The 24,316-nt window shown below is 53.7% G+C and carries 20 protein-coding genes; 10 read left to right on the top strand and 10 right to left on the bottom strand.

What is annotated here, in order from left to right; genetic code table 11:
* Positions 1-110 precede the first annotated feature (110 nt).
* The 4 genes from mepS to OGX84_RS11015 all read right to left on the bottom strand — a co-directional run bounded on the left by mepS (position 111) and on the right by OGX84_RS11015 (position 4,414).
* Positions 111-680: a bifunctional murein DD-endopeptidase/murein LD-carboxypeptidase gene (gene mepS, locus OGX84_RS11030; RefSeq protein WP_012131581.1), complete on the bottom strand. Its 570-nt coding sequence runs from the start codon at positions 678-680 to the stop codon at positions 111-113.
* A gap of 413 nt (positions 681-1,093) precedes the next feature.
* The gene (locus OGX84_RS11025) at positions 1,094-1,813 is read right to left on the bottom strand and encodes a phosphatase PAP2 family protein (RefSeq protein ID WP_047462461.1); all 720 of its coding nucleotides are present in this window, start codon (positions 1,811-1,813) and stop codon (positions 1,094-1,096) included.
* 28 nt (positions 1,814-1,841) lie between these two features.
* The gene (locus OGX84_RS11020; RefSeq protein ID WP_112001903.1) at positions 1,842-2,828 is read right to left on the bottom strand and encodes a CobW family GTP-binding protein; all 987 of its coding nucleotides are present in this window, start codon (positions 2,826-2,828) and stop codon (positions 1,842-1,844) included.
* 119 nt (positions 2,829-2,947) lie between these two features.
* Positions 2,948-4,414 carry a mannitol dehydrogenase family protein gene (locus OGX84_RS11015; protein ID WP_112001904.1) on the bottom strand — a complete coding sequence of 489 codons (1,467 nt, stop codon included), beginning with the start codon at positions 4,412-4,414 and terminating at the stop codon, positions 2,948-2,950.
* A 204-nt stretch (positions 4,415-4,618) separates the two neighbouring features.
* Between OGX84_RS11015 and uxuA the strand changes: the two genes are divergently transcribed.
* Positions 4,619-5,809, top strand: a complete 1,191-nt coding sequence (gene uxuA / locus OGX84_RS11010) for a mannonate dehydratase (RefSeq protein WP_012131587.1) — start codon at positions 4,619-4,621, stop codon at positions 5,807-5,809.
* Positions 5,810-5,876: 67 nt separating this feature from the next.
* Here the strand turns inward: uxuA and yeiP are convergent, their stop codons facing one another.
* The gene (yeiP, locus tag OGX84_RS11005; RefSeq protein WP_012131588.1) at positions 5,877-6,449 is read right to left on the bottom strand and encodes an elongation factor P-like protein YeiP; all 573 of its coding nucleotides are present in this window, start codon (positions 6,447-6,449) and stop codon (positions 5,877-5,879) included.
* 171 nt (positions 6,450-6,620) lie between these two features.
* On the opposite strand from yeiP, the gene OGX84_RS11000 reads away from it, so the two are divergent.
* Entirely contained in the window at positions 6,621-6,875 is a 255-nt protein-coding gene (locus OGX84_RS11000; RefSeq protein WP_024130170.1) for a YkgJ family cysteine cluster protein, read from the top strand.
* Here the strand turns inward: OGX84_RS11000 and setB are convergent.
* Positions 6,872-8,053, bottom strand: a complete 1,182-nt coding sequence (gene setB, locus OGX84_RS10995; protein WP_275165862.1) for a sugar efflux transporter SetB — start codon at positions 8,051-8,053, stop codon at positions 6,872-6,874. The two genes, OGX84_RS11000 and setB, sit on opposite strands and share 4 nt — an antisense overlap.
* 369 nt (positions 8,054-8,422) lie before the next feature.
* Here setB and fruB point away from each other — a divergent pair, with 369 nt between their 5' ends.
* The 6 genes from fruB to OGX84_RS10965 all read left to right on the top strand — a co-directional run bounded on the left by fruB (position 8,423) and on the right by OGX84_RS10965 (position 15,759).
* Positions 8,423-9,553 carry a fused PTS fructose transporter subunit IIA/HPr protein gene (fruB, locus tag OGX84_RS10990; RefSeq protein ID WP_286458007.1) on the top strand — a complete coding sequence of 377 codons (1,131 nt, stop codon included), beginning with the start codon at positions 8,423-8,425 and terminating at the stop codon, positions 9,551-9,553.
* Entirely contained in the window at positions 9,553-10,491 is a 939-nt protein-coding gene (gene fruK, locus OGX84_RS10985; RefSeq protein ID WP_012131592.1) for a 1-phosphofructokinase, read from the top strand. Before fruB ends, fruK begins: the two co-directional genes overlap by 1 nt.
* A 16-nt stretch (positions 10,492-10,507) precedes the next feature.
* Positions 10,508-12,199 (top strand): PTS fructose transporter subunit IIBC, encoded by a 1,692-nt coding sequence (gene fruA, locus OGX84_RS10980; protein WP_112001907.1) that lies wholly within the window; start codon positions 10,508-10,510, stop codon positions 12,197-12,199.
* A 358-nt stretch (positions 12,200-12,557) separates the two neighbouring features.
* Entirely contained in the window at positions 12,558-13,499 is a 942-nt protein-coding gene (locus OGX84_RS10975) for a pseudouridine kinase (RefSeq protein ID WP_012131594.1), read from the top strand.
* Positions 13,487-14,422 (top strand): pseudouridine-5'-phosphate glycosidase, encoded by a 936-nt coding sequence (locus OGX84_RS10970; RefSeq protein WP_112001908.1) that lies wholly within the window; start codon positions 13,487-13,489, stop codon positions 14,420-14,422. The genes OGX84_RS10975 and OGX84_RS10970 overlap by 13 nt, the downstream gene beginning before the upstream one ends.
* 86 nt (positions 14,423-14,508) lie before the next feature.
* Positions 14,509-15,759 (top strand): NupC/NupG family nucleoside CNT transporter, encoded by a 1,251-nt coding sequence (locus tag OGX84_RS10965; RefSeq protein WP_112001909.1) that lies wholly within the window; start codon positions 14,509-14,511, stop codon positions 15,757-15,759.
* Between the two features lie 205 nt (positions 15,760-15,964).
* On the opposite strand, the gene OGX84_RS10960 is transcribed toward OGX84_RS10965, so the two are convergent.
* From OGX84_RS10960 to OGX84_RS10950, 3 genes are all read right to left on the bottom strand, one after another.
* Complete coding sequence (locus OGX84_RS10960; protein WP_024130172.1) at positions 15,965-17,059, bottom strand: sugar kinase; 1,095 nt, start codon at positions 17,057-17,059, stop codon at positions 15,965-15,967.
* Positions 17,060-17,061: 2 nt separating this feature from the next.
* Positions 17,062-17,919: a deoxyribonuclease IV gene (nfo, locus tag OGX84_RS10955; protein WP_286458005.1), complete on the bottom strand. Its 858-nt coding sequence runs from the start codon at positions 17,917-17,919 to the stop codon at positions 17,062-17,064.
* Between the two features lie 115 nt (positions 17,920-18,034).
* Positions 18,035-19,084 carry a YeiH family protein gene (locus OGX84_RS10950; RefSeq protein WP_012131604.1) on the bottom strand — a complete coding sequence of 350 codons (1,050 nt, stop codon included), beginning with the start codon at positions 19,082-19,084 and terminating at the stop codon, positions 18,035-18,037.
* A gap of 119 nt (positions 19,085-19,203) precedes the next feature.
* On the opposite strand from OGX84_RS10950, the gene yieE reads away from it, so the two are divergent.
* Together yieE and lysP are read left to right on the top strand one after the other, a co-directional pair.
* Positions 19,204-20,067 carry a DNA-binding transcriptional regulator YeiE gene (yieE, locus tag OGX84_RS10945; RefSeq protein ID WP_012131605.1) on the top strand — a complete coding sequence of 288 codons (864 nt, stop codon included), beginning with the start codon at positions 19,204-19,206 and terminating at the stop codon, positions 20,065-20,067.
* Positions 20,068-20,451: 384 nt separating this feature from the next.
* Positions 20,452-21,921, top strand: coding sequence for a lysine-specific permease (gene lysP / locus OGX84_RS10940; protein WP_012131607.1), 1,470 nt, complete (start codon positions 20,452-20,454; stop codon positions 21,919-21,921).
* A gap of 141 nt (positions 21,922-22,062) precedes the next feature.
* On the opposite strand, the gene OGX84_RS10935 is transcribed toward lysP, so the two are convergent.
* Positions 22,063-24,048, bottom strand: coding sequence for a ligand-gated channel protein (locus OGX84_RS10935; RefSeq protein WP_024130173.1), 1,986 nt, complete (start codon positions 24,046-24,048; stop codon positions 22,063-22,065).
* Positions 24,049-24,316: the final 268 nt, after the last annotated feature.

Genomic DNA, 24,316 nt, shown 5'->3' with positions numbered 1-24,316 from the left:
TCGTCATACTTTTCTACAGGGATGCGATAGAACGCAAAAAAAGCACCGCCGAAGCAGTGCTTTTTATGTGTCTCGTCAGGATTGCCAAGGGATAGCGGTCAGACGAAAAATTAACTGCGGCTCAGAACCCGGCGCCCTTCGTTGTAACGTTTTTTCCAGTAAGGCTCGTTCATGCTGGAAATAATAACGCCGCTACTGGTAGACGCATGAACAAACTGGTTGTTGCCGATGTAGATGCCTACATGACGGCCCGTCGAACCGGCGCGGAACAGAACCAGATCGCCCGTGCGCAGGTTATTGCGCGAAACGGATTTGCCCATTTCCTGCTGCTCATAGGTTGAGCGAGGCAGTTCTAAACCAAATTGTTCACGGAATGTACGCTGTACAAAGCTGGAACAATCGACACCTTTTTTGGTGCTGCCGCCAAGGCGGTAACGCACGCCTTTCCAGTCAGCATACTGATCCATAATCCGCGATTTAACATCGAGGTTACGCACCATATTTTCAAATTCATCCTGAGAGGCTTGCAGTGAAGAGTTATCTCCATTGCCCACAGCATGCGTCTCAGAATGCACGTTCTTTGCGGTATTTGTAGTGCTACATGCAGAAAGCAGAACCGCCACTGCAATCGCGGGAATTCCCCGCAGGATATATCTCAAAATCGGTTGAGACCTGACCATGTTGTTTGTTTTCCCTTGAAGTCCTTAACGACAAATATCGTTATAAAAATGCCAAACGTGACGAGACTAATTACCTGCGCACAATGAGACAATTCTTTAAGGTCAAATCTGTGGCGGAACGCACAAATTTATTCGCAAAGAGAATAATTATCCAGCGAGGCAAAACGAGTTCAAGATTACCCGATCGTTGCTGCCATTGCGAGCAGTTTGGCGGGATTTTTTATAAGAAATTATGATACTGAAAGTGAATTAGTGGCATTGGCTAAATTAAACGCAAATGAGGCGAATAACAGGCAATGCGTTCATTTTCAACGGGAAGAAGATGACAGGAAGATGACGGCGGGGCGGGAAATAATCGACGATCGCCATCAGGAGTGAGAACGCTCTCTGATGACGATGTTAATTGATGTGATTTATTTGTTTAAATTTTGTTTGTTTTTACCGGGCAGATAATTATCGAAAAACCGTATCACGCGATCGCTGAACGACGTCATTAACAGCCAGGGCAATCCAATCAGCACCGTTGTCAGCGAACCGACCGCAATATCCGTGAACCAGTGGGCGCCGATCATTACGCGCGGAAAAGCAAAAACCACAAATATAATAAGGGCGATGAAACCTGCGACTTTTCCGAAATAACGCAGCATAAATGCGGAAAAAATAAGCAGCATCATTCCGTGATCGCCAGGGAAACTGTCTTTTGACGCATCTTTGGTTGGAATATGCAGGAGATCGCTGACGCGGTGAATATTTTCAAGCGTCAGCGTAGGGCTGGCGCGTTTGACCGGAATAAACGCTTGGCCTAACTGATTCACCACAACCGCAGATAAAAGCATCACCAGGCCGATGATGATAATACGCCGACGGCCCGCCGGGGTCTCTTTTAACCAGAAACTCAGCATCAGGCAGCCCATCGCCAGCAGCGCGCAACCATCAAACGCCCGGTTATTGGTGATCGCCACCAGCCAGAGAAATGCGCGGCTTTCAACCAGCTTCTGGTTAAAGAAGTGGAAAATGTTTGCGTCGAGAGGAGACCAGAATCCGTGATTGACTGGAATATACCACGACAAAAACAACGCCAGACCCGCAGCGTTAATCAGCAGTATGAGGGGATACCGGGTTTTCATTATCATCTCGCCATTCAGTAAAACGGAGGCAACCTTACGCGTCCTCGGCTAAACGAAGCTTCAACAATGCGGTCTGTAATGTGTTCCAGTCTGTTTCACTGTCTGAGATGAGTTCGATGCGGCTGTCCGGCGGCGCGACGTTTTGGGTCTCAATATGAAGATCGTCACCCTGACGATTAATACGCACCAGACCTTCCTTAATGCGCATAACGCCTTTCACTCGTCCAACCGGCGCGAGGCGCGCCCATTCGAGCAGGCCGATGGTGTCGAACACGGTATCCGCATCAAAAATCCAGCCGCAGGCCTGATGCCCCTGGCCGCTGTTCAGGCTGCGACGCCAGCGCTGTTGCGCCGGCAGGCTAAGCGCGGCGAGCCCTTTTCTTTCGGCATGCTGGTGCGTGTGGGCGGCGCTGGCGGGCAGTTCCGCCAGGTTCTGGCGCGGTAAATCCAGCAGCTGTCCGTTGATTTGCCCGTGGTCGGCATGAACCAGTTGACGATTGTCGCCGTACTGTTGCCACCAGGTTTGCAGGGCGCTTTCGCTTTCCGGCGTAGCGCGATCGGTTTTATTCGCGACGATGACATCGGCGGCAGCCAGCTGGTCGCGGAAGTTTTCGTTGGCGACGCTCTTTTCATCCAGCAGTAAACGCGGATCAAGGATGCACAGCGTGGCGCGCAGGTCGATCCACGGCTCGTAAACCGGCGCGGTTAACAAATCGAGGATCTGTTTCGGATGGCCAAGTCCTGTCGGTTCGATCAGCAAGCGATCCGGCTTGCCCTGGCGCAGCAGGGTATTTAGCCCCACCTGCATTGGTAATCCGTTCACGCAACACATGCAACCACCGGGGATCTCTTTCAGCAATGCGCCGCTGTCCGCAAGCAGTGCGCCGTCAATGCCCACTTCGCCAAATTCGTTGACCAGCACGGCCCATTTTTCCGCAGGATCTTTGTTGGCTAACAGATGAAGAATAGAGGTCGTTTTTCCACTGCCGAGAAAGCCGGTAATGAGGTTGGTTTTGGTCACGTCTGCTCCAGAATAATGATATGCCGTAACGGCTCGTGCTAATCCTGGCGAAAAAAAACGAAAAAGAGAAGGGCAGAGCGGACGAAGAATTTTTTCGCCCGCTGGAAAGACAGAAATTGTTAACTTTTTAACGTATCAATGACCGCCTGATGCGCGCCATGTTGCGCAATGCGCCGCCAGGCTTGCTCAATGGCCTGCACAAACAGGGGATTTTTCACGAGATCCGTGCCGAAAACCTCCTGCAACGACAGCAGCGCGCTAACCCGCTCCGCGTCACTGCTGCTTTCAACAAGCAGGCGAATTTTTTCACTGAGCGGGTCCCGAATATCAATCGTTGCACCAGCGTCGTCCACGCCGCTGACGTAGCGCATCCAGCCTGCGACGCCCAGCGCCAGCAGCGGCCAGTCACTCCCACGCGCCAGATGTTCGCGAATGCCTTCCAGCATCCGCTGCGGTAATTTCTGGCTGCCGTCCATCGCGATTTGCCAGGTCCGGTGCTTCAGCGCCGGATTGGCGAAGCGTTCAATCAGGCTGGCGGCATAGCGGGATAAATCGACGTTGGTGATGCGCAATGTCGGCGCCTGTTCATTTATCATCAGGCGGTAAGCGGCCTCGCGAAACGCGCTGTCCTGCATACAATCGCTGATGTGCTGGAACCCGGCCAGATAGCCGAGATATGCAAGGAACGAATGGCTGCCGTTGAGCATGCGTAGTTTCATTTGCTCCCAGGGCAGCACGTCATCAACCATCTGCACGCCAGCGACTTCCCACTGCGGGCGGCCTGCCACAAAGTTATCTTCAATGACCCACTGTATAAACGGTTCACAACTGATGGCGCAGGGATCGGCGACGCCCAGCTCGCGGGTAATTTCGTCCAGCGACTCCTCTGTGGCGGCAGGCACGATTCTGTCTACCATCGTTCCCGGGAAGCTGACGTGCTGCTGAATCCACGCCGCCAGCTCCGCCGCGCGTTTTTCCGCCATGCCCAGAACGGCGTTTTTAACCACATGGCCGTTATCCGGGATGTTATCGCAGGAGAGAACCGTGAAAGGCGACAACCCGCGCTCACGCCGACGATGCAGGGCCTCCACAAGAATCCCCGGTGCCGAGTGCGGCTCCGTGGGGTGTTGCATATCGTGAATAATGCGCGGGTTTGACACGTCGAGCGAACCGGTTGTCGGATCGATGCAATATCCTTTTTCGGTGATAGTGAGTGACACTATCGCCACCTGCGGCTCGCAGAACTTTTCGATAATAGCGGCAAGCGAATCCAGCTTTGCGTTCAGACACTCCTTGACCGCGCCGACGATAATCGCCTGATTGCCGTTCGCGCCTTTTTCCAGCACGGTGTACAAGTGATTCTGCTCGCGAAGCTGGCTCATCAGGCGATCGCCGCTGAACAGGCTGATCTCGCAGATCCCCCAGTCTCCGCCTTGCGCATTCAGCACTCTGTCGGTCAATAATGCCTGATGGGCGCGGTGAAACGCGCCAAAACCGAAGTGCACAATCCGGGTTTGTAGTTGTTGTCGATCGTAGCGGGGCGTCAGTACGCCTTCCGGGAGTGGGGCAGAGGCAATAGTCTTCATTAAGAACACACCTGATTAACCATTAATTAACAATGGTAGTGTAAAGTTATATGACACCAAATTGAATTGGTATGCCGCATTTATCCGGGGATTGTGAGCTGGATCAATCAATCATGCGCCCTGCGTTGACCATTTACGCGATACCTGTATGGTAGTCATCACTCAGGTAAACTAATTTGGTATAACAACTTGTGAGGTGAAGCAATGGAACAAACCTGGCGTTGGTACGGGCCTAACGATCCGGTATCGCTTGATGATGTGCGTCAGGCTGGCGCAACGGGGGTTGTGACGGCATTGCACCACATTCCGAACGGTGATGTGTGGCCGGTTGAAGAGATTAAAAAGCGCCAGGCCATTCTGGCTGAGAAAGGGCTGACCTGGTCTGTTGTCGAAAGTATTCCGGTGCATGAAGAGATTAAAACCCGCTCCGGGCAGTACCAGACCTGGATTGCAAACTATCAGCAAAGCATCCGTAATCTGGCCGCCTGCGGTATTGATACCGTGTGCTACAACTTTATGCCGATTCTCGACTGGACGCGTACCGACCTTGAATATCCGTTGCCCGATGGTTCCAGAGCGCTGCGTTTCGATCAGATTGCCTTTGCGGCTTTCGAACTGCACATCCTGAAGCGTGACGGCGCGCAAGCGGACTACAGCGAAGAAGAGCAGCGCCAGGCGCTGGACTATTTCAACGCCATGAGCGCTGCGGATATCGAAAAACTGACCCGGAATATTATCGCCGGGCTGCCTGGCGCTGAAGAGGGTTATACGCTGGATCAGTTCCGTGCGCGTCTGGCGGAATATAACGGTATCAGCAAAGAGGATTTACGCGAAAATATGGCGGTGTTCCTGCGTGCGATTGTGCCGGTGGCAGAAGAAGTCGGCGTGCGCCTGGCGGTGCATCCTGACGATCCGCCGCGCCCCATCCTCGGCCTGCCGCGCATCGTTTCTACCATTGAAGATATGCAGTGGCTGAAAGAAACCGTAGACAGCATTAACAACGGGTTCACCATGTGTACTGGTTCGTACGGCGTACGCGCGGATAACGACCTGGTGAAAATGATCGAGACGTTTGGCGACCGCATTCACTTTACCCATTTACGCTCAACCTGCCGTGAAGATAACCCGAAAACCTTCCACGAAGGCGCGCATTTGCAAGGGGATGTCGATATGGTCGCGGTGATTACCGCAATTCTTACGGAAGAACAGCGTCGTAAGCTGGCAGGCGATCTGCGTCCGATCCCAATGCGCCCGGATCACGGTCATCAGATGCTTGACGATCTGCATAAGAAAACCAACCCCGGCTACTCCGCTATTGGTCGTCTGAAAGGGCTGGCGGAAATTCGTGGCGTTGAACTGGCGCTGAAAAAGACCCAGTTCCGCGATTTGCTGTAACACCTGTTGGTCATAAAAAAGGACAGCCAGGGCTGTCCTTTTTTGTTGGTGCGTCGGCGACGGGCGCTTAGTCCGCGCGGCCCATGTAGCGACGTTCTTCAATGTGAATACGGATTTTTTCACCGGCGCTCAGGTATTCCGGCACCTGAATCACCAGACCGGTGCTCAGCGTTGCGGGTTTGTTGCGGGCGCTGGCTGACGCGCCTTTAATGCCCGGTGCGGTTTCCACGATTTCCAGATCAACCGTCTGCGGCAGTTCGAGTGCCAGCAACTGACCGTCCCAGGTCAGCACCTGCATATCCGGCATTCCGCCTTCAGGAATAAACAGCAGCTCTTCTTCAATCTGATCTTTGGTGAAGGTATACGGGGTATAGTCTTCTTTATCCATGAACACATATTCGTTGCCGTCGATATAAGAGAAATCGACGCCACGGCGGCTCAGGGTGACGGTATCAACGATGTCGTCGCCTTTGAAACGCTCTTCGACTTTCAGACCCGTACGGACGTCGGAAAAACGCATTTTGTACAGCGTCGCGGCACCGCGGGCGGTCGGTGACTGAATATCAATATCTTTTACAATCAGCAGCTTGCCGTTGTAGTTCAGTACCATACCTTTTTTAATTTCGTTCGCTCTTGGCATCGAAAAAATCCTGTTGTAGAGAATGTCTAAAATATCGCGTCAAACTACTCGCGCCGGGCGATTCAGGCAAGTGGAATTCACATTCACTTGCTGCCTCGGTGCATCCCGGATGATTTTGTGTATACTGTTCGCCCACTTTCAGTCCGGTGGCTTACGAATAGAGAATACTGTATGGAATGCCGCCCGGATTGCGGAGCATGTTGCACCGCGCCTTCAATCTCCAGCCCCATTCCGGGTATGCCTGACGGTAAACCCGCAAACACGCCGTGTGTCCAGCTTGATGAACATCAACGCTGTAAGATCTTCGGTTCGCCGCTGCGTCCAAAGGTCTGCGCAGGCCTGCAACCCAGCGCCGATATGTGCGGTCAGACAAGAGCGCAGGCAATGATCTACCTCATTGAACTGGAAACGCTCACGGCGCCTTAAACGTCTTTAATGCGTGCCAGACAAACCATCGTCGCGAGGGCCATCACCAGCGCAAACCAGAATACGGCGTGGTAATTCCAGATTTCCGCCGCAATCCCCGCCAGCGATCCGGCGATAATCCAGCCTACGCGGATGGTATTGGTATACAGCGTGGTTGCTGAACCCGCCTGGCCGGGCATCAGATCCTGAAAATAGAGCATCCCGATGCCGCCGAGAATGCCGATGTAAATTGCGTTCAGCAACTGCAAGCCGAGCAGAACGACAGGCGAGTGCGCCAGCAGCATACCCGCGTAAAAGCAGAACCCCGCCACGATGGCGATCCGCATCAGCAGACGTTTTCCCAGCCGTTTAGCAAAATAACCTGCAATCAACATGGTGGGAATTTCCAGCCCGGCGGCAGTCCCCATCATGACACCGGCAAGTTTTTCCGGCAGATGCAGTTCGTTAATGATAAACAGCGGCATATTAATGATATAGAGACTGTTGGTTCCCCACATTAATGTGCAAATAACAAAGAGCAGCAGCGTATCGCGGCGATTACGGCGCGGCGCTTCAAGGGTTCCGGCAGTAAGCGGCGCATCTTTACGCATTGACGGTAAAAACAGCCAGACCATTACGCCACAGACGACAAACGCCGCCGCCGCGCTCAGGTACATCACGGTAAAGCTGAACCCCATCGCCAGCGCATAGGCCAGCGGCGGCCCGATCACCCACGCCAGCGAAACCTGGGCGCGCAATATTGAGCTGAACATCACGGCTTCGCGACCGGTGCGATCGGCATGTTCGCGGGCAAGGGCGAACATTTGCGGGTTCGCGGTCGAACCAAAACTACTCAGGAAAACGCCGACGAACAGCAAAATAAAATAGTTGCGGTTCCAGGCAAACAGCACGCAGGCCAACATGCCCAGCACACAGCAAAAAACGATCAGGCTTTTGCGATCGCCTTTTTTGTCGGAGCGCCCGGCCAGAAACTGGCTCACCAGAATGCCGATAACGGCGCTGCCGGTAAAAAAGAAGCCAACCATGCCCGGACGAGCGTGTACTTCATCCGTCAGAAAAAGACTGAGCGTCGGCGTCTGTAACGCACCGGCGATACCCGTCAGAAACGCGACGAGCAGGAATGCCGAAGACGTCAAATCAAACGTTTTTGGTGTGGCGGCAACGGGGGTGTTATGCATGTTTCTGTATCAGTGGTGTGAAGAGACGCGGAGTTTACGCCGCTCGTCAGGAAATAAACAGGTGCCCAAATCAAAATCGCCACAAAAAATCAAAATAGCATTTCAGTCTATGAAGGGAAGATGCTGACGGTGCTGAAACAGATCGTTTTACGGGCAATTCACTTCAGCATTTATTACCTTCCTGAATGAAAAGTGTGCTTTATCTCTAAATTCTGTCATCAATTTTACGACTTTACTTGCGTGCTGAAGCAGAAAGAGCAAGACTTCTTGAAACGTTTCAGCGCTATTTTGTTTTTGGTTACAAGTCAGGTTAGCGCCTTTTTTCTCATGTTAGCTGAATCGTTTCAAGTTCAGCAGGAGAGGAGAACTATGTTCCAGTTATCGGTTCAGGACATTCATCCGGGCGAACAGGCCGGAAACAAAGAAGAGGCCATTCGCCAGGTTGCCGCTGCGTTAGTGCAGGCGGGCAACGTCGCAGACGGCTACGTCGACGGCATGCTGGCGCGTGAGCAACAGACATCCACTTTCCTTGGCAACGGTATCGCCATTCCGCACGGAACGACCGACACGCGCGATCAGGTGCTGAAAACCGGCGTGCAGGTGTTCCAGTTTCCGCAGGGCGTAACCTGGGGCGAAGGGCAGGTGGCCTATGTGGCGATTGGTATTGCCGCCAGCTCCGATGAGCATCTCGGGTTGCTGCGTCAGCTGACGCACGTATTAAGCGATGACTCTGTGGCTGAACAGCTGAAATCCGCCACGACGGCAGAAGAACTGCGCGCGTTGCTGATGGGTGAAAAGCAGAGCGAACAGTTGAAGCTGGATAACGACACCCTGACGCTGGGTGTGACGGCCAACGACCTGGTGACGCTACAGGCGCTGAACGCCGCGCGCCTGAAAGAAGCAGGCGCTGTGGATGCCGCGTTTGTCGCCAGAACCATCAATGAACAGCCGATGAATCTCGGCCAGGGCATCTGGCTGAACGACAGCGCGGACGGCAACCTGCGCAGCGCTATCGCTGTGAGCCGTGCGGCCACGGCGTTTGACGTAGAGGGCGAAGCGGCTGCGCTGCTGGTGACCGTCGCGATGAATGACGATCAGCCCGTCGCCGTGCTGAAGCGCCTTGGCGATCTGCTGCTGAACAATAAAGCTGACCGTTTGCTGAAAGCGGATGCCGCCACCGTGCTGGCGCTGCTGACCAGTGATGAAGCATTGACTGACGACGTGCTGAGCGCCGAATTTGTCGTGCGCAATGAGCATGGCTTACACGCCCGTCCGGGCACCATGCTGGTGAATACCATTAAACAATTTAATAGCGAAATTACCGTGGCAAACCTTGATGGAACCGGAAAACCGGCAAATGGACGCAGTTTGATGAAAGTGGTGGCGTTGGGCGTGAAGAAAGGCCATCGCCTGCGCTTTACGGCGCAGGGTGAAGATGCTGAACAGGCGCTGAAAGCGATTGGCGACGCCATTGCCGCTGGTCTTGGGGAGGGCGCGTAATGAGCAGACGTGTTGCTACTATCACCCTTAATCCGGCATACGACCTGGTCGGTTTCTGCCCGGAGATTGAACGCGGCGAAGTGAACCTGGTGAAAACCACGGGTCTGCATGCGGCGGGTAAAGGCATCAACGTTGCCAGGGTTCTGAAAGATTTAGGTATTGATGTCACGGTTGGCGGTTTCCTGGGTAAAGACAACCAGGACGGTTTCCAGCAGTTGTTCAGCGAGCTGGGCATTGCCAACCGTTTTCAGGTGGTGCAGGGGCGCACCCGCATCAACGTTAAGCTGACGGAAAAAGACGGTGAAGTGACCGACTTTAACTTCTCCGGTTTTGACGTGACTCCGGCTGACTGGGAACGTTTTGTGAACGATTCGCTGAGCTGGCTGGGTCAGTTCGATATGGTCTGCGTCAGCGGCAGCTTGCCGACAGGCGTCAGCCCGGAAGCGTTTACCGACTGGATGACGCGTCTGCGTAGCCAGTGCCCATGCATTATCTTTGATAGTAGTCGTGAAGCGTTGGTGGCGGGTCTGAAAGCGGCGCCGTGGCTGGTGAAACCGAACCGTCGTGAATTAGAAATCTGGGCAGGCCGTAAGCTGCCGGAAATGAAAGATGTGATCGACGCGGCGCACGCCCTGCGTGAGCAAGGCATTGCGCATGTGGTGATCTCTCTCGGTGCGGAAGGGGCGCTGTGGGTGAACGCATCCGGCGAATGGATCGCGAAGCCACCGTCCGTTGATGTGGTGAGTACCGTAGGTGCAGGGGATTCTATGGTTGGCGGTCTGATTTACGGCCTGCTGATGCGTGAATCCAGTGAACATACGTTGCGTCTGGCGACAGCCGTTGCCGCGCTTGCGGTAAGCCAGAGCAATGTGGGCATTACCGATCGTCCTCAGTTGGCCGCAATGATGGCGCGCGTCGACTTAAAACCGTTTAACTGACAGCAGGAGAGGCATAATGAAAACGCTGCTGATTATTGACGCCAATCTCGGCCAGGCTCGCGCTTACATGGCGAAGACCCTGCTCGGCGCGGCGGCATATAAAGCAAATCTGGAAATTATCGACAATCCGAATGACGCAGAGTTAGCCATTGTGTTGGCTGACGCTGTGCCGAATGACAGCGCGCTGAACGGTAAAAAAGTCTGGCTGGGCGATATTGCCCGTGCCGTGGCGCACCCGGAACTGTTCCTCAATGAAGCGAAAGGACACGCGACGCCATACAGCGCGCCGACAGCGGTTGCCGCCCCGGCAGCGGCCAGCGGCCCGAAACGCGTCGTGGCGGTGACGGCGTGTCCGACAGGCGTCGCGCATACCTTTATGGCGGCTGAAGCGATTGAAACCGAAGCGAAAATACGTGGCTGGTGGGTGAAGGTCGAAACCCGCGGCTCCGTGGGCGCAGGCAATGCCATCACGCCGGAAGAGGTTGCGGAAGCGGATCTGGTGATCGTGGCGGCTGATATCGAAGTGGATCTGGCGAAGTTTGCCGGAAAACCGATGTACCGTACATCAACCGGCCTGGCGCTGAAGAAAACCGCGCAGGAACTGGACAAAGCCGTAGCGGAAGCGACGCCGTATGCGCCTACGGGCAAAGCGCAGGCCGCCGCGACAGAAGGAAAAAAAGAGAGCGCTGGCGCATATCGCCATCTGCTGACGGGCGTTTCCTACATGCTGCCAATGGTGGTTGCGGGTGGGTTGTGTATCGCGCTCTCCTTTGCGTTTGGTATTGAGGCGTTTAAAGAAGAAGGTACGCTGGCTGCGGCGCTGATGCAGATCGGCGGCGGTTCCGCCTTTGCGCTAATGGTGCCAGTGCTGGCGGGATATATCGCGTTTTCCATCGCGGATCGTCCAGGCCTGACGCCGGGTCTTATCGGCGGTATGCTGGCAGTGAGCACCGGATCTGGCTTTATCGGCGGTATTATCGCGGGCTTCCTGGCCGGTTATGTCGCGAAACTTATCAGCACTAAACTAAAACTTCCGCAGAGTATGGAAGCGCTGAAACCGATCCTGATCATTCCACTGATTTCCAGTCTGATTGTCGGTCTGGCGATGATTTACCTTATCGGTAAACCGGTTGCCGGCATTCTGGAAGGGCTGACTCACTGGCTGCAAACGATGGGGACGGCAAATGCGGTACTGCTGGGCGCGATCCTCGGCGGTATGATGTGTACTGATATGGGCGGCCCGGTTAACAAAGCGGCGTATGCGTTCGGTGTTGGTCTGCTGAGTACCCAGACTTATGCGCCGATGGCGGCGATTATGGCGGCAGGCATGGTTCCTCCGCTGGCTCTTGGGCTGGCAACTCTGGTTGCGCGTCGTAAGTTCGACAAGGCGCAGCAGGAAGGGGGCAAAGCCGCGCTGGTGCTGGGGCTGTGCTTCATTACCGAAGGCGCGATCCCGTTTGCGGCGCGTGACCCGATGCGTGTCCTGCCATGCTGTATCGTCGGCGGTGCGCTGACAGGCGCAATCTCAATGTGGGTTGGCGCGAAACTGATGGCGCCGCACGGCGGTCTGTTTGTGCTGCTGATTCCTGGCGCGATTACACCGGTGCTGGGCTATCTGCTGGCGATTGTTGCGGGTACGCTGGTTGCTGGTCTGGCCTATGCGTTCCTGAAACGCCCGGAAGCTGAAGTTATCGCGAAAGCGGCATAATGTAAAACCTTGTGCCGGATGGCGGCGTGAGCGCCTTATCCGGCCTACGGATACCGATCCTGTAGGCCGGATAAAACGCATTAGCGTCGCCATCCGGCATTTTTCTGCCTTTTTTATCCCCCCCATTTTGTGTCCTGGCTCGCAACTTTTTCCTCCCTTGCAAACTGTATCTATAAAAAATTGTGACTCTGTTCATATCTATTCGCTTTAGGGCTTTCGGATGGATTTACTTTATCAAAAACACGCATATCATGAACACATGTTTTAATATGAACATGTGCTCTAATAATCTCGATTGTGGCGGTGGTTATTCTTAACGAACTCATTGTTATGGCAGCTTAATGCCAGAGGACGTTCTATGCGTGAAACGGAATACATAGTGACGATTGGCTCAGCCAATATGGATGTTGCCGGGTATTCGCATGCTTCTTTAAATTATGCGGACTCCAACCCGGGAAAAATAAAATTTACCCCCGGCGGCGTGGGGCGCAATATTGCGCATAATCTGGCGCTGCTGGGAAAAAACTCATGGCTACTGACGGCCGTCGGGAGTGATTTCTATGGGCAGTCATTAATGGCGCAAACGAATCAATCCGGTGTGCATGTTGATAAATGTCTGATTGTGCCGGGAGAAAATACGTCAAGTTACTTATCCCTGCTCGACAATACCGGAGAAATGCTGGTCGCCATAAATGACATGAGCATTACCGACTTTATTTCGGCTGAATTTTTATCACAGCATGCTGATTTTATTCGTGGGGCAAAAGTGATTGTCGCCGATTGTAATATCAGCGAAGAGGCACTGAACTGGGTGCTGGAAAATGCAGGCGATGTGCCGGTGTTTGTTGATCCGGTTTCTGCCTGGAAGTGTGTCAAAATTCGCGAGCGACTTGGCAAAATTCACACGCTGAAACCCAACCGGCTTGAAGCTGAAACCCTTAGCGGCATTCCCCTCTCCGGGCGGGAAGATGTCGGGAGCGTTGCGGCATGGTTTCATGAACATGGCCTGAACCGTCTGGTGCTCAGTATGGGTGGCGACGGCGTTTATTACAGCGATATCAACGGCGAAAACGGCTGGTCGCTCCCCATTAAAACCAACGTCGTCAATGTGACCGGCGCTGGCGACGCCATGATGGCGGGACTCGCCGCCTGCTGGATGGACGGCTTGCCCTTTATAGATTCGGTTCGATTTGCACAGGGTTGTTCATCAATGGCGCTTGCCTGTGAATATACCAATAACCCTGATTTATCTGTCGCGAATGTTACATCGTTAGTGGAGAACACAGAATGTCTGAATTAACTCTTTCCTCTGAATTATTACAAATTTCGCCAGAAGTACAGGACGCATTAAAGAGTAATAAACCCATTGTTGCGCTGGAATCAACCATTATTTCCCACGGCATGCCTTTTCCGCAAAATGCGCAAACGGCAATTGAAGTTGAAGAAACCATTCGTAAGCATGGTGCCGTGCCTGCAACCATTTCCATTATTGGCGGTGTAATGAAAGTGGGCCTGAATAAAGAAGAAATTGAATTATTAGGTCGTGAAGGACATAACGTTACAAAAGTCAGTCGTCGTGACTTACCGTTTGTGGTTGCCGCTGGAAAAAATGGCGCAACGACGGTCGCATCCACCATGATTATTGCCGCACTGGCCGGAATTAAAGTATTTGCAACCGGCGGTATCGGTGGCGTACATCGTGGCGCAGAACATACGTTTGATATTTCTGCTGACTTGCAGGAGCTGGCGCATACCAATGTCACGGTAGTTTGTGCGGGGGCGAAATCAATTCTCGACCTGGGATTAACCACCGAATATTTAGAGACTTTTGGCGTGCCGTTAATTGGCTATCAGACCCAGGCATTACCGGCATTTTTCTGCCGTACCAGTCCGTTTGACGTCAGTATTCGCCTGGACAGCGCGCAAGACATCGCCCGCGCAATGGCGGTGAAATGGCAAACCGGCCTGAACGGTGGTCTGGTTGTGGCAAACCCGATCCCGGAACAGTTTGCGATGGCGGAAGAGAAAATCAACGCGGCGATCGATCAGGCCGTGAAAGAAGCGGAAGAGCAGGGCGTCGTGGGGAAAGAAAGTACGCCATTCTTGCTGGCGCGCGTGGCGGAACTGACCGGCGGCGATAGCCTGAAATCCAATATCCAACTGGTGTTCAACAACGCTGTACTGGCCTGTGAAATAGCGAAGGAATATCAACGCCTCGCCTGATAAAAACGCACGGGCAGAGAGCGGTCGCCCGCGATATCAAAACCTGGCTTTCACGCCGGGTTTCCTGGCATGAAGGGAAAATCATTATGGATATAATGAGAAGTGTTGTGGGTATGGTGGTACTACTGGCAATCGCATTTCTGCTGTCAGTGAATAAAAAACGTATCAGCCTGCGTACCGTTGGCGCAGCGCTGGTGCTGCAAATCGCCATCGGTGGGATCATGCTTTATTTCCCGCCGGGGAAATGGCTGGTGGAGCAGGCCGCGCTCGGTGTCCACAAGGTGATGTCCTACAGCGACGCGGGTAGCGCATTTATCTTTGGCTCATTAGTAGGGCCAAAAATGGATGTGCTGTTTGACGGCGCTGGGTTTATCTTTGCCTTTCGCGTGTTGCCGGCCATCATCTTTGTGACTGCGCTGATCAGCTTGCTTTACTACATTGGCGTGATGGGACTGCTGATCCGTATCCTCGGCGGTATTTTCCAGAAAGCGCTGAACATCAGCAAGATCGAGTCGTTTGTTGCGGTCACTACCATTTTCCTCGGGCAAAACGAGATCCCGGCGATCGTAAAACCGTTTATCGACCGTCTAAATCGTAATGAACTGTTTACCGCCATTTGTAGCGGCATGGCCTCAATCGCCGGTTCGATGATGATTGGCTATGCCGGAATGGGGGTGCCGATTGATTATCTGCTGGCGGCGTCCTTAATGGCGATCCCTGGCGGCATTCTGTTTGCCCGTATGCTGAGCCCGGCGACGGAAGAGTCTAAAGTGACGTTTGAAAATCTGTCGTTTACCGAAACGCCGCCAAAAAGCATCATTGAAGCGGCGGCCAGCGGCGCGATGACCGGGCTGAAAATCGCCGCTGGTGTAGCGACGGTGGTGATGGCGTTTGTGGCGATTATCGCGCTGATTAACGGCATCATCGGCGGCATTGGCGGCTGGTTCGGCTTTGGTCACGCCACGCTAGAAGGGATCTTCGGCTGGGTTTTAGCGCCGCTGGCCTGGATTATGGGCGTGGACTGGAGCGATGCGACGCTTGCCGGTAGCCTGATTGGACAAAAACTGGCGATTAACGAGTTTGTCGCTTACCTCAACTTCTCTCCGTATCTGCAAGCTGCCGGTACGCTGGATGTGAAGACGATAGCGATCATCTCTTTCGCGTTGTGTGGCTTTGCCAACTTTGGTTCGATTGGCGTGGTGGTTGGCGCGTTTTCTGCGATTGCGCCGCAGCGTGCGCCGGAAATCGCTCAGCTAGGAATGCGTGCGCTGGCGGCGGCAACGCTCTCTAACCTGATGAGCGCTACTATCGCGGGGTTCTTTATCGGGCTGGCGTAGTTGTAGTAGACGATTTTGCCGGATGGCGGCTTCGCCTTATCCGGCCTACAGTAACGCACTCCGTAGGCCTGATAAGAGTAGCGCCATCAGGCATATCCGACCCACAGTAACGCACTCCGTAGGCCTGATAAGCGTAGCGCCATCAGGCATATCCGACCCACAGTGACGCACCCCGTAGGCCTGATAAGCGCAGCGCCATCAGGCATTATGCCAGGGTTGTTTTCAGCAGATAAAGCGCGTTATCGGCGGAGAGGGTGGGGTTGTTAATACTGATGCTGGCGCGCGATAATGCCGCGCAGGCCATCGCGAAATTCGCGCTATCGCGAAAATCACTTCCCTCCAGAAAGCTGTAGAGCAACCCGGCCATAAAGCCATCATCCGCGCCGAAGCTGTCCACGCGGGTGTGAGACGGCGGGGTGAGTAAAAACTGCTCGCCGTTTTTCTCGCTACAAAAGACCGCTTCATCTTCCAGGCAAACGAAGATTCGCTGTACGCCTTGCTGATGCAGGTCATTGACGGCCTGTACACGGTCGGCATCGGAACGCACCGCTTTTCCCCACAGAATCTCCAGCTCTTTTTGCGTGGGTTTTAACGTATGAATGCGTGAATACCAGGTCCTGATTTTTTCCGCTTTGAACTCTGAAACGGTATCAATAAAGACCGGGATTTCATCCGCAATGGTAAAGACCCATTCGATGGCTTCCGGCGTCAGGTTGCAGTCCGCCAGCACCACGCCAGCGTGACGGATCAGATCCCGCGAGCTATTCAGCAACTGCGGCGTCAGCTGTTGCAGAATGTGGGTGTCGTTAATCGCCAGCACCGTCTCTTCCTGCTGGTTGGCGATGGACAGATAGGTTGAAGTGTTATGCCCATGCAGACGGATACAGCTGGAGATGTTCACGCCAGCCTGACGAGTCTGCTCCAGCAGCGTTTCACCATAAAAATCGCTACCGACCGCAGAGAGCAAATGCACATCGCGACCCAGCAGCGCCAGATTATGCGCAATATTGCGCCCCACGCCGCCAGCAGAACAGTGAATGCTGCCAGGGTTGGAAGCCGCCTGCGGATAATGGATATCCGCCACGCCGCGAATATCCATATTGATCGCCCCGACCACCACGCAATACTCCTGCTCGGTGAGGATATAGCCTTTGCCTTTGATCATCCCTTTGCGCATCAGATCCATAATATGGGCCGCCACGCGTGAGCGACTGATCTGCAAAATATCAGCGATTTCATTTTGCTGAATGAGCGGATTGCGGCGCAGGATCTTGAGGATCTGCTTTTCCCTGTCGTTCATCATTACGCAACCACCTTTGCCGTTTGCTGCGCTTTCAGCCAGGCGATCTCTTCTACCCAGATATCCGGGTTGATGGTTTCCAGAATCAGCGGAATACCGTCAAAACGATCGTCCTGCATGATCCAGCGAAATGCATCATGACCAATGTTGCCTTCGCCCAAACTGTGGTGACGGTCAACGCGGCTGCCAAAGGCGCTTTTCGCGTCGTTCAGGTGCATGCCGCGCAGGTATGTAAAGCCCACAATACGCTCAAAATCGGCGAATGTTTTTTCACATTCGTCGGTGGTACGCAGATCGTAACCGGCCGCGAACGCGTGACAGGTATCAATACAGACGCCCACGCGGGACTTATCGTCCACGCCGTCGATGATGGCGGCGAGATGCTCAAACCTGAATCCCAGATTGCTCCCCTGACCCGCAGTGTTTTCAATGACTGCCGTGACCCCTTGGGTTTTCTCAAGGGCAATGTTGATCGACTCTGCAATTCGCGCCAGACATTCCTCTTCCGGGATTTGCTGTAAATGGCTACCCGGGTGGAAATTGAGCAGCGATAGCTCCAGTTGCTCACAACGCTGCATTTCATCAATAAACGCATCGCGCGATTTTTCCAGCGCTTCGCTGACAGGGTGCCCGAGGTTGATCAGATAGCTGTCGTGGGGAAGGATCTGCGCAGGCGAATAGTGGTATTTCTCGCAGGCGGCCTTAAAGTCATCAATGATTTGGGCAGTGAGCGGCGCGGCGCGCCATTGACGCTGATTTTTCGTGAACAGCGCAAATGCGGTTGCGTCAATTTCTGCGGCGCGAATTGCAGCGTTGGCTAACCCGCCAGCGGCGCTGACATGCGCTCCGATATATTTCATGGAAGACTCCTGTTAAACCCGCTATACACATTATTCTTCAGGTTTGAATAATGTCGTGTATTCGAAAAAAATACTCTCCAATGATAGCGGGTTAACAGGGGCAAAATGTAGTGCTTTATGCGATAAGATGGTGAATCAGTACGTTAATCACGCCGCCGCCAACAATCAGCCAGACAAACAGCACCAGCGCCATCAGTAACGGTTTCGCTCCGGCTTTCTTCAGCGCGCTGACGTGCGTTGTAAGACCCAGCGCGGCCATTGCCATCGCCAGCAGAACCGTATCCAGCGTAATCAACATGTTTACCACCGCCTGCGGCAGCAGATGGAACGAGTTAACGATTGCCACTACGATGAACAGCACCGCAAACCACGGGATGGTGATTTTGCTTTTCTCCGCGCCCGTCGCCGGAGAAAGTTGTTTCACGCGGGCGGCCAGCAGAATCAGAAACGGCGCCAGCATCATTACGCGCAGCATTTTGGCAATCACCGCGGCGTTTTCCGCGTCCGGGTTAATGGCGTGTCCGGCGGCAACGACCTGGGCTACTTCATGCATGGTCGAACCAATATAGATGCCGTAGGTTTCCGGGCTGAACCAGTGCGCCAGTAGCGGATACATTGCCGGGTAGAGGAAGATTGCCAGCGTACCGAAAATCACCACCGTCGCGACGGCCACCGTAACTTTACTGGCCTCCGCTTTAACGACGGGCTCCGTTGCCAGCACTGCCGCCGCTCCGCAAATGCTGCTTCCGGCGCCAATCAGCCAACTGGTGTGCTTGTCCAGACCAAACACTTTCTGCCCGAGGAAACAGGCGAGTAAAAAAGTGCTGGAGAGCGTCAGTACATCAATCACAATCCCGCTGACGCCCACGTCTGCAATCTGTGAGAAGGTGAGGCGAAACCCGTAGAGAATGATCCCCAGGCGTAATAGATGTTGTTTAGCGAACAGCACGCCGCCGTCACAGCTTTTCCAGATTTGCGGATACACCGTATTGCCGATGACCATTCCCAGTAAGATGGCTAAGGTGAGGGCGCTGAACCCGGCTCCCGCGACGGCTGGAATAGATCCACCCCACAGGGCGGCCCCTGTGATAACTGCGCTCAGGGCAAGCCCCGGTATAAAATGCCACACTGTACGATGGTGATTCTGTAAGGTGAGTTCTGTCATAACCTTCTCCTCTATATGGGTAAAATGTTATGGCGAACTGGTTTAAAAATAAAATTGATTATATATTTATAATTAATCTTTATAAGTGGTAAGCGACGGCCTGCCAGTGGAAAACAACAATGCATATCACGCTACGACAACTAGAAGTTTTTACTGAGGTGCTAAAAAGCGGCTCGACGACCCAGGCATCAGTCATGCTGTCGCTGTCGCAGTCGGCCGTAAGCGCGGCATTGACCGATCTGGAAGGTCAGCTTGGCGTACAGCTATTTGACCGCGTTGGAAAACGGCTGGTGGTCAATGAACACGGGCGCTTGCTGTACCCGCGCGCGCTGGCGCTGCTGGAGCAGGCTGTCGAAATTGAGCAACTGTTTCGGGAAGACAACGGCGCAATCCGCGTTTATGCCAGTAGCACCATCGGTAATTACATCCTGCCTGCGGTAATTGCCCGTTACAGGAAGGACTTTCCCGATCTGCCGCTGGAACTTAGCGTGGGCAACAGCCAGGATGTCATTACGGCGGTGCTTGATTTTCGGGTAGATATCGGCCTGATTGAAGGCCCGTGCCACAATACTGAGATTATTTCTGAGCCGTGGCTGGACGATGAGCTGGTGGTGTTTGCCGCACCGTCCTCGCCGTTGGCGCAAGGGCCGGTAACGCTTGAACAACTTGCCGCCGCGCCCTGGATACTGCGCGAGCGCGGTTCCGGTACGCGTGAGATTGTTGACTACCTGTTGCTTTCGCACTTGCCAAAATTCGAAATGGCGATGGAGTTGGGTAACTCCGAAGCGATCAAACACGCCGTGCGTCATGGTCTGGGCATCAGTTGCCTGTCGCGGCGGGTTATTGAGGAACAGCTTCAGGCGGGAACGTTGAGTGAAATCGCGGTGCCTTTGCCGCGCCTGGTGCGAACCCTGTGGCGAATCCACCATCGACAGAAACACCTTTCCAATGCCTTACAGCGTTTTCTGCGCTACTGCGAATAAGCGTCCTTTGCCGGATGACGGCGTAAACGCCTTATCCGGCCTACAAACTCAACGCTTTTGCCGGATGGCGGTATAAATGCCTTATCCGGCCTACAAATTCAACGTTTTTGCCGGATGGCGGCGTAAATGCCTTATCCGGCCTACAAATTCAACGCTTTTGCCGGATGGCGGCGTAAATGCCTTATCCGGCCTACAAATGTCGATCCTGTAGGCCTGATAAGCGTAGCGCCATCAGGCGAATGTCTTAACGTCTATCCGATCTACACTTTACTTATAATCCGCGGCCAGTCATGAAGGTCTCTTATAACTGCGCATTTGTGCCGGAAGGATGGCGTTTCGTCTGCTACAATCGCGCCTCATTTTTTGGATGGATAGCATTTTCACATGGTTTCCGAAACTAAAACCACAGAAGCGCCCGCGTTACGTCGCGAATTAAAGGCGCGTCACCTGACAATGATCGCCATTGGCGGTTCCATCGGTACGGGTCTTTTCGTTGCATCTGGTGCAACCATTTCTGCGGCGGGTCCAGGCGGCGCGCTGTTTTCTTATATCCTGATCGGTCTGATGGTCTACTTCCTGATGACCAGTCTCGGCGAACTGGCGGCGTATATGCCGGTATCCGGTTCATTTGCGACTTACGGTCAGAACTATGTTGAAGAAGGCTTTGGCTTCGCGCTCGGCTGGAACTACTGGTACAACTGGGCGGTGACCATCGCCGTAGACCTCGTGGCCGCACAGCTGGTGATGAACTGGTGGTTCCCGGATACGCCGGGTTGGATCTGGAGTGCGCTGTTCCTCGGCGTGATCTTCCTGCTGAACTACATCTCGGTCAGAGGCTTTGGCGAAGCAGAATACTGGTTCTCGCTGATCAAAGTGGCGACCGTCATTATCTTTATCATCGTGGGTGTCATGATGATCGTCGGCATCTTCAAAGGGGCGCAGCCAGTGGGCTGGAGCAACTGGACGACCGGCGATGCGCCGTTTGCCGGGGGTTTTGCGGCGATGATTGGCGTGGCGATGATCGTCGGCTTCTCCTTCCAGGGGACGGAACTGATTGGTATCGCGGCGGGTGAGTCTGAAGATCCAGAGAAAAACATTCCGCGCGCGGTGCGTCAGGTATTCTGGCGTATCCTGCTGTTCTATGTGTTCGCGATCCTGATTATCAGCCTGATTATCCCGTATACCGACCCGAGCCTGCTGCGTAACGATGTGAAAGACATCAGCGTCAGCCCGTTCACTCTGGTGTTCCAGCATGCGGGTCTGCTTTCCGCTGCGGCGGTAATGAACGCGGTTATCCTGACGGCGGTGCTGTCGGCGGGTAACTCCGGGATGTACGCGTCTACCCGTATGCTCTACACCCTGGCCTGTGACGGTAAAGCGCCGCGTATTTTCGCGCAGCTGTCACGCGGCGGCGTTCCGCGTAACGCGCTGTATGCGACGACGGTAATCGCGGGGCTTTGCTTCCTGACGTCGATGTTTGGCAACCAGACGGTATACCTGTGGCTGCTGAATACCTCCGGGATGACGGGCTTTATCGCCTGGCTGGGGATTGCCATCAGCCATTATCGTTTCCGCCGTGGCTATGTGTTGCAGGGTAACGATGTGAAAGATCTGCCGTATCGTTCTGGATTCTTCCCGCTGGGGCCGATCTTTGCGTTTGTGCTGTGTCTGACCATCACGCTGGGGCAGAACTATGAAGCCTTCCTGAAAGACACCATTGACTGGGGCGGCGTAGCGGCAACCTATATCGGGATTCCGCTGTTCCTGGCTATCTGGTTTGGCTACAAGCTGACAAAGGGAACGCACTTTGTTCGCTACAGTGAAATGCACTTCCCGGAGCGTGTGAAGAAATAACCTGGTGCCTGATGGCGCTGCGCTTATCAGGCCTACAGGAGCGACATTTGTAGGCCGGATAAGGCGTTTACGCCGCCATCCGGCAGGTAAAATAAAAAAGCCCCGGCATTCATCATGCCGGGGCTTTTTGTTGTACTGAACTTAGAAGTTATAAGTCAGGCCAACCGTGTAACGACGACCGTCGAGAATGGTATCGTAAGTCTCGTAATCGATCTGTTTGTCCAGAACGTTATACACGCCCGCAGTTAACAGCAGATTTTTGTACGCGTAATAACGCACACCAACATCAACCTGCGTATAAGACGGCGTTCCCTGGGCCATTGAAGTACGGCTCAGGTATTCGGAGGTCTTGCCGCGGAAGTTCAGACGGCTCCAGAAGCCAACATCCTGCGTTGCCTGCCAGTCCAGCGTGGTATTGAACATATGCTTCGGCATTTTATTCAACGGCTTGCCAGAGAACTGGCCGCTTTTCTGCTCAGATTCGGTATAGGTGTAGTTCGCCGTCCAGTTGAGATCGCGGGTGATCTTCCAGCCAAAGGTGGACTCTACGCCGCGCATATTGGCTTTATCAACGTTGACGCGATCGCTGACAAAGTCGTATTTCTCACCACCAATAGTACAGGCCGGATCTGAACTGCTGTTGCAGCGACGCACTTCAGTTATCTTATCTTTGAAGTCGGTATTGAACAGCGTCACGCCAGCGTTAAGGTTATCTCCGTTATCCCACAGCAGGCCCAACTCTTCGCTCAGGCTCTTTTCTGGTTTCAGGTCTGCGTTACCGACAATAATACCGTTCAGACGACCGCCGCCGGTAATCTGTCCCCAGGTCGGGGAGGACTGGCGCAGATCCGGTGCGCGGTAGCCCGCAGAGACGCCGCCTTTTAAGGTCCACTGATCGGTAAGATGCCATACGCCATAGCCACGCGGCGTCCAGTTGTCGCCATAGTTTTCATCTTTATCCATACGGATACCGCCGGTCAGCGTAAAGCTGTCGGTCATCGCCCACTCATCTTCAGCAAACAGCGCCCAGCTCCAGCGGGTCAGCTTGTTCACGTCTTCGTAGGCTTTTAACTGGTTGCCGTTATCGCTCAGTTTCTCGTAACGATACTGCCCACCTAATGTCAGGGTATGCGCGCCGAGGAAGATCTGGTTCTGGTTATTAAAGATGGTGTTGTAAGACTTCATCTGGCGACCGGGGTTGTTGGTCTCTTCCTGCTGAATGTAGCTGGTGGTGTTGAAGTCGTCGTAATAACCACTGTGGGTTAAGGAATAGGTGGTGTGCTCATAGCGGTTTTCGCTTTTGCTGTTTGGCTTACAGCTACCGTTGCGGCAGCTTTCTTCTGCCATTGACTTGCCTGGCGTACTGTCGCGATCCTGCAATTCACGCGCGATGTCGAAGTCAAAATCGTTTTTATCATCCGGCGTAAAGTTAAGCGTTAAAGCCCCGTTGCGCAGGCGCTGCTCGTTGTAGCCATTGACGATTTTGTCTTCCGCACGGCGAGAGAGCAGCCCGGTCACTTTCGCCCCCAGCAATCCGTCAATCAGCGGGCCGGACGCATAAGCGTTGGTCTGGTACAAATCACCGGAGTCCCTGTCTTCCTGGAAGGTGGCGTCGCCATGCAGGGAGCCGGTCCAGCCTTTCGTGTTGGACACTTTTTTGGTGATCACGTTAATGACGCCGCCCATCGCATCTGAACCGTAAAGCGATGACATTGGCCCGCGAATAACTTCAATACGCTCGATCGATTCCAGCGGCGGCAGCCAGCCTTGCTCGATCCCGGAGTTATCGCTGTTCGGACGCGTGCCGCGTGTGCTGATGCGCTTACCGTTGACCAGGAACAGCGTGTATTGCGAAGCCATCCCGCGGATGCTGATATCGCTACTGCTGCCGCCGCCGGTAACGACGACTCCGGGCACATCTTTCAGCGCATCGGTGACATCGCGATAGGCTTTGTCTTCGATCTGCTGTTTGGTGATAACGGAGATAGACGCAGGGGCGTTCTGGATTTTCTGCTCAAATCCCGTGGCGGTTACAACGACGGTGTCCTGATCGGCAGCATAGACGAGCGATGGGAGACACGCTGCGCATACTGCGGCAGCGATAGCCTTAACGTGAGGTATGGTCATTTTTGTCATTCCATTAAATGAGTAAAACTGCGAGCCATGAAAAAAGGCCATGACAACGGTATGTATTTGTCTTTTAAGTACTCTTTGCGGTGAATAAGCGGGACGAATTGTACAAAAGAATGAATATTTGTAAACACAAATGATAATTGAAATCATTTGTGTTTATTTATTTTTCACGGAAAGGGATTTCAAATCAATAAGATGGCGGATCGTAAATGTGAGGAAATTTTGAAGAAAAAATGGAGAAATGAAGGATGAAAAGGAGGGC

The sequence above is a fragment of the Citrobacter sp. CK202 genome, from assembly GCF_030333225.1.
Lineage (GTDB): Bacteria > Pseudomonadota > Gammaproteobacteria > Enterobacterales > Enterobacteriaceae > Citrobacter_B > Citrobacter_B koseri.
The sequence above is the reverse complement of the archived record's forward strand: the minus strand, read 5'-3'. Positions and strand labels throughout refer to the sequence as shown.